Here is a 5,805-nt window from a genome sequence, read left to right on the forward strand (position 1 = left end):
GATGGGGTCGTGCGCGTGCCGAAGCGCAAGTTGGGCGAGGTGCTGCGCTTCGAGAGATGGGAGTGAGAAGACGGATCGCGCCCGGCCGCAGCCTTACCCGCCGAAGGCGTCCTTCAGCCGATCGAAGAGCTTGCGTTCCTGCTCTCCCACCGCGTCGCCGCCGGCCTGTGCGAACTTCTCCAGCAGCCTGTGCTGCTCCGACGTGAGGCGCGTCGGAACCACCACGCGCACTACGACGTGCTGATCGCCGTGCCGTCCGGCGTTGATGTCGGGCATCCCTTTGCCGTGGATCCGGAACACCGTGCCGCTTTGCGTCCCCGCGGGGATGCGCAGTTCCGACGTGCCGGCGAGGCACGGCACGGTGACCGTCCCGCCCAGCGCCGCGGCGGTGAAGGGAATCGGTATCTCGCATATCAGCTCGGTGCCCCGGCGCTCGAAGAACGAATCCGGGCTGACGTGCACGTTGACGTGAAGATCCCCGGCCGGAGCGCCGTGCAGCCCGGCGTCGCCCTCGCCGCGGAGCCGCAGCCGCATTCCCGATTCCACGCCCGCCGGAACGCTCACGGTCATCTGCTCCGGGACCCGCTCGCGGCCGGTGCCGTAGCAGTTCGAGCACGGGTCCGAGTGCACCGTGCCGCCGCCGCGGCAGCGATCGCACGTCGTGACCGTTGCGAAGCGCATGCCGAAGACATTGCTCGAAGTGCGGCGGACCTCCCCGGCTCCGTGGCACGACGGGCAGGCCGTCGGCTGCGAACCGGACTTGCTGCCGCTCCCCTCGCAGGTCGAACAGGCCCGCATGCGCGACACATTGACCGGGCGCTGCACTCCGGTCGCCGCCTCCGCGAGCGTGACCTCGACGTCGCACTGCAGATCGCTGCCGCGCTCCTCGACCTGCACCCGGGCGCTGCGCCCCATGCCTCCGAAGAAGGACTCGAACAGGTCGCCGAAGCCGCCGAAGTCGAAGCCGAAGTCGTCCAACCCGCCGCGCCCCCCGGCGTGGCCGAAGCGGTCATAGCGCGCGCGCTTCTGCGGGTCGCTCAGCACCTCGTACGCCGCGGCGATTCCCTTGAACCTGCTCTCCGCGCTCGCATCGCCGGGGTTAACGTCGGGGTGGCATTCGCGCGCCAGCCTGCGGTAGGCTCGCTTAATCTCCTCGGCCGTCGCGTCGCGCGCCACGCCGAGCATCTCGTAATAGTCCTGCTGCATGCGCATCGTAGAAAACCGCTACGCCTGCTCCTCACGGCTGCGCACTATCTTGACTTGCCCTTTCTCGACGTCACGCAGTGCCCGCTCAATGTAGCTGGCCGGGCTCGGCCCGAGCGGCGCGCGTGTCGTGCGCTCCTTCATCTCGCGCGCTCGCTTCGCCACCGCCACAACCAAGGTGTATTTCCCGAGTTTCCGTGCCAGTTTGTCCACCTCTACTTCCTTATCCTGTTCCGCTCCGCTGTCGGGTATTCTCATGCAGAAGTCACCTCGTGGGGGTACACGTCACCCCTAACACCGCGGTCCCGCGCGACTCCAAAACTTAAATATACTCCTTATGGTATCCCCACGTCAACCTCGCGGCCCACCATCCGTTGCCTCGGGAGTCCCGGAATCCCGGGACGACAGGTCATGTCCCTTCGACGAAGCCGACCCGGCCGACGGCAACCGCCGCTCTCACGCCGCCCCGGGACAACTCGCTTGATGGCCCTTGGGCGCGCCGTCGGCGCGAGCCCCGCCCCGGGCGTGCCGCACCAGGAATCCGAACGCCACAGCAGATATCGCGACCTGCGCCAGGACCCCCGGCGTGCGCCGCCCGTGCGCCCCGCGGTGCGTCGGGAAGCACGGCTCGGCTAATACGCCCAGTGCTGCAAGCCCATTCTCAATGTCCGGCGCGACGCCGCCGATTGCCCCCGCGAAAGCGGCCGAATTGAAACCGGAGACTCCGCCGATGGCGCCCAGCGCCGCCGCGGTCATGAGCAGTTCGACCGGCGGGCTGAAATCCCGGTGCGGCGCGAGGTCCGCGAGGAGGTGAGTGCCGACGCCGGCGATGAAGGCGCGGCTGCGACTGCGGGCGGAGGCTCCGACGGCGCCGGCGATGATGGCGTGTACAGCGCAGATCATAGATCCAGCCGGCGCCCGCCCTAGCGCGCCATCTCCGGCGCCAGCTGGAGATACAGGTTGATGACCTTTCGGATGTAGTTCTGCGTCTCGCGGTACGGCGGGACGCCGCCGTATCGCCGCACCGCCCCGGAACCGGCGTTGTAGCAGGCGAGGGCGAGCGCGATATCGCCCTGCTGGTTTTCGAGGTGTCCGCGCACGATCCGGATCGCCGCCCACAGGTTTTCCTTGGCGTCGTACGCGTTGCGCACCCCCATCCCGCGCGCCGTGGCAGGCATCAGCTGCCCGAGGCCCATCGCCCCCGCGCGCGACGTCGCGTTCTGGTTGAAGTTACTCTCGCAAGCCACGACGGCCATCACCAGCCGCGCGTCCACGCCGATCCGCTCGCTGAAGTCAATGATGTACTTCGCGATGGTGTAGCGCTCGCGCTCGTCCAGACGGGGGTTGAAATACTTGATCGTGTCGGCGTACGCCGTAAGAATGCGATCCCGGCTCGGCTGCGGGTCGCCGCGGCTCGGCAGGACGTAGCGCGGCTGCGCCGGCACGAGGCCGCTGTCGCCGGCCTGTGCGAGCTGCTGCTGCGCCAGCTCCGCGCAGAACTGGTCGCGGTCAACCGGCGCCTGCGGCTGCGACGTCCACTTCATCGCCAGCAGGTCGAACGTGTAGGACTCCCCCGGCGGCTCGGCCAGTCGCGCCACCGCTCGGGCCGTCTCCCCGACCGCGACGATTTGGTGCTGCGGTCGGGCCAGCAGGTGCACGATCTCCCCGCGGTCAAGCTTGAGGATGACCGTGCTCACGATCTCGCCGCGCAGCACGCCGGTGATGCGGCCGCTCAGCTCCACCGCCTGCGTCAGGAACTTCGACGGCTCCTTGGCGATGACGGAAAGCGCGCTGACGGGCACCGGCTTGTGCTCGGCCAGCGCGGCGTCGTACGCATCCGGCTCCGCCCATGCGGGAGATGCGCGGCCGATCGCCATGGCGAAGGCGAAAACGAAGACGAGGGAATAACCGACAGGCCCCCGCGCAGCGCGAGCTGGGGGGGAACTAGCGCGCGACCTCAAGACCCAAGCCGACATACCTGTTTGTATATACCACACAGGCGCCTGGTTGTCAAAGCCTCAAGCGGCTGATGAGTGGGAACTTGCATTCGCAGGGGCGGCCCAGAGCTCGCCCCGAGGCCGAATTGGGGCCCGGCCGCCCCTGCCACACCGCCGTACTAGGCGCTGTCCCACTATCGGCGCTCACCCAATTGGCTGGCTCGCGCTTTACCGCCGGCGCCTCGCCGAGTGACGTGACACGACACCTCAGGCGCAAAAGCCCCGTCAGTTCGTGACATGCCCACAGCATGTCGAAGCGCCAGCAGACTACCTGACTGCCCCCAAGCTAAGCAAGGTGAAGCCTGCTCCACTATACTGTCCGTGAACGAGCCCTGCTACTGGATCTCGTTCGGCGCCGTCATCAGAGCCATCATCTCGTAGAAACTCAGGCGCATGTACTTGACATGTCCGTCCACGAACGCGACGGGCATGGCGACCGGCATCGTCGGGGCTTCGCCGCCCAACTCCACGGGAATCACATGGGCCAGGCAGTACTCTTGGCTATACCCCTCGTGCACTCCGTAGCTCAGGCACCCGGTCATCGGCTTCCACACCGGGTCATCGAAGATCCCCAGGGCGTTGCCGCAGGGCCAGGACTCCGTCGGCTCATTGTACTCATCGGTGGTCACATACCCCAGATCGCGCGCGAGGTCCCAGACTGGCCCGATGTTGCCGTTCTGCGTCGAGCAGTCGCCGACCGCGGGGTCGAAATGCGCGCAACCCCACCAGTAGCTCCCGACAGCACCAAACGGACCCTCGGGATGGTCCGCTGGGCGCCCGACTTTGCTAACGCCAACAGCCGGCCCGCTTGTAAGTGGGGTGATCTCTATGTCTTTCTCACACTCAAGAAATTCGATACCTAGTAGCTCGACCCTATACTTGCCCCGCACCTTGGCCGTTGGACACTCGAAGAGCTGCAGACTCTTCACGTACGGCCTGAGAACGTCCCCGAGCTGCCAGAAGTCGGCGGAACCGAGGGCGCCCATGGGAAAGGGGGCGTATTGGTTCGCGGGAACTATCGGGTGCGCGCTGCACAGCAAGCCGGTTGCACTGACTGCCGGCAGCGTCTCGTCATAGTCCTGCGCGTACATCAGCGCCGCGAGAGCGATCTGCTTGAGGTTCGACAGGCAGGTGGCCTTTCTCGCTGCCTCCCGGGCTCGCGCGAAGACCGGAAACAGAATGGCAGCCAGGATTGCGATGATCGCAATCACCACCAACAGCTCGATCAGGGTGAATCCCAGCCGGCGCGTGAGACCGCGATTCTTTCGCATCATGGGTTACCCCCTTCTCAAATGTGCATGCAGGTGTCACTATCACGTCAGATGCCGGGGCGCCTTGTACGTTTCACCTCCTTCCGCACCTTGGATGCCGCGGTTCTCATCTAGTTGAAGTGGTATGTTGACGTTTCTGGGCCAGAATGCGTGTTCCGAGGCAAAATCGGGAAGATCCGGACAGTCACCTGTTTTCGTCCTCCGCGGTTTTTCTCGGGTGGCCGACGGGCGGCGAACGAACCCCACGGCCGAACACTCGGGGAAATCAGGGACATCCACCTATCCCGCGCTATGTGATGTGTGCGGCGCACCTGTGAACGGCGGTCAGCGTGGAGGGAGGAGATCCGAAGACGGCCCGCGGGCGTGGGGAACGCGCGGGCCGGTGGCGTGGCAGCGATACGGCCGCTCACAGGGCGATCCTGCGGCGGTATGAGTGCGGCCTCTCGGCAGCGACACGCCACGCGGACTATTCCCCTCTTGTCGGCCCCGGGTGATGGCCGAACCGGCCATATTCTAAGCGCAGGGAGCGATTACGTCAACCGGCGAAGCGGCGCACCCTCCGTCACGAATCACCTTGACACTCAACCCGGCGGCCCGTACAATGGGCGCCAGCGGAGGGCTAGCACATGGTACCCTGGCAAGAGATCTTTGTCATCGTCGTCGTCTGGCTCGTCTTCGCCTACGTGGGCCTCACCATCGGCACCACCAAGGGGCACTCCGCCTTTGTGAGCGCCGCCGCGGGGGTGGTGCTCGGGCCGCTCGGCTGGGTGCTGTTGTGGATTATCCCCTCGGGCAAGCTGCGCGCATGCCCGTACTGTGCGGAGATCATCAAAGACGAGGCCACGGTGTGCCGCTTCTGCGGCCGCGACATCCCGCCCAAGTATGAGTAAGGGGGTCAGCGAGCCGCTCGTCAACGTGCCGCGCGTCCGCTTCCTCGGGCACGACCTGCCCAAACTGATCGTCGGCGGCAATCCGATCTCCGGCAACTCGCACATCTCCGCGGCCGCCAGCCTCGCGATGCACCGCTTCTTCACCCCCGAGCGGACTGTTGAGTTCCTACAATCCTGCGTCGCCCACGGCATTGACTGCATCCAGGCGCGCGGCGATCGCCATATCGGCGGCATCCTCCAATCCTATTGGGACCGGCACGGCAGGGGCCTGCGCTGGATCGCCCAGAGCGTCGGCGGAGTTGACGGCACTGAGCGCTGCATCCGCCGCGTCGCGGAACTCGGCGCCATCGGTTGCTACATCCACGGCGGCCTGACCGAGCAGCTCACCGATTTCGAATCCCGCACTATCGCCCGTGTCGCCGACTGGCTGGCATTGATCAAGGA

The 5,805-nt window shown here is 66.3% G+C and carries 7 protein-coding genes; 2 read left to right on the forward strand and 5 right to left on the reverse strand.

The annotated features are described in order from the left end of the window. Window positions 1–93 precede the first annotated feature (93 nt). From dnaJ to JSV65_17935, 5 genes are all read right to left on the reverse strand, one after another. Window positions 94–1,206 carry a molecular chaperone DnaJ gene (gene dnaJ, locus JSV65_17915; protein ID UCH36835.1) on the reverse strand — a complete coding sequence of 371 codons (1,113 nt, stop codon included), beginning with the start codon at window positions 1,204–1,206 and terminating at the stop codon, window positions 94–96. 18 nt (window positions 1,207–1,224) lie between these two features. Further along, window positions 1,225–1,461: a DNA-directed RNA polymerase subunit omega gene (gene rpoZ, locus JSV65_17920; GenBank protein UCH34377.1), complete on the reverse strand. Its 237-nt coding sequence runs from the start codon at window positions 1,459–1,461 to the stop codon at window positions 1,225–1,227. 198 nt (window positions 1,462–1,659) lie between these two features. Continuing rightward, on the reverse strand, window positions 1,660–2,106 hold the full coding sequence (locus JSV65_17925) for a hypothetical protein (GenBank protein ID UCH34378.1): 447 nt from the start codon (window positions 2,104–2,106) through the stop codon (window positions 1,660–1,662). 20 nt (window positions 2,107–2,126) lie between these two features. Next, window positions 2,127–3,080: a transglycosylase SLT domain-containing protein gene (locus JSV65_17930; protein UCH34379.1), complete on the reverse strand. Its 954-nt coding sequence runs from the start codon at window positions 3,078–3,080 to the stop codon at window positions 2,127–2,129. 455 nt (window positions 3,081–3,535) lie between these two features. Beyond that, window positions 3,536–4,474, reverse strand: a complete 939-nt coding sequence (locus JSV65_17935) for a DUF1559 domain-containing protein (protein UCH34380.1) — start codon at window positions 4,472–4,474, stop codon at window positions 3,536–3,538. A gap of 623 nt (window positions 4,475–5,097) precedes the next feature. Here JSV65_17935 and JSV65_17940 point away from each other — a divergent pair. Both JSV65_17940 and JSV65_17945 read left to right on the forward strand, forming a co-directional pair. Then, entirely contained in the window at window positions 5,098–5,361 is a 264-nt protein-coding gene (locus JSV65_17940; GenBank protein ID UCH34381.1) for a hypothetical protein, read from the forward strand. Further along, window positions 5,354–5,805: hypothetical protein (locus tag JSV65_17945; protein ID UCH34382.1), on the forward strand; the 452-nt coding region annotated here is incomplete at its 3' end. The genes JSV65_17940 and JSV65_17945, both read left to right, overlap by 8 nt.

This window comes from Armatimonadota bacterium (genome assembly GCA_020354555.1).
Lineage (GTDB): Bacteria > Armatimonadota > Hebobacteria.

Excerpts from the sequence above, each read along its gene's own strand:
- JSV65_17930 (UCH34379.1), bottom strand. The coding sequence starts at position 3,080 with ATGGCGATCGGCCGCGCATCTCCCGCATGGGCGGAGCCGGATGCGTAC.
- rpoZ (UCH34377.1), bottom strand. The coding sequence starts at position 1,461 with ATGAGAATACCCGACAGCGGAGCGGAACAGGATAAGGAAGTAGAGGTG.
- JSV65_17935 (UCH34380.1), bottom strand. The coding sequence starts at position 4,474 with ATGATGCGAAAGAATCGCGGTCTCACGCGCCGGCTGGGATTCACCCTG.
- dnaJ (UCH36835.1), bottom strand. The coding sequence starts at position 1,206 with ATGCAGCAGGACTATTACGAGATGCTCGGCGTGGCGCGCGACGCGACG.
- JSV65_17925 (UCH34378.1), bottom strand. The coding sequence starts at position 2,106 with ATGATCTGCGCTGTACACGCCATCATCGCCGGCGCCGTCGGAGCCTCC.
- JSV65_17940 (UCH34381.1), top strand. The coding sequence starts at position 5,098 with ATGGTACCCTGGCAAGAGATCTTTGTCATCGTCGTCGTCTGGCTCGTC.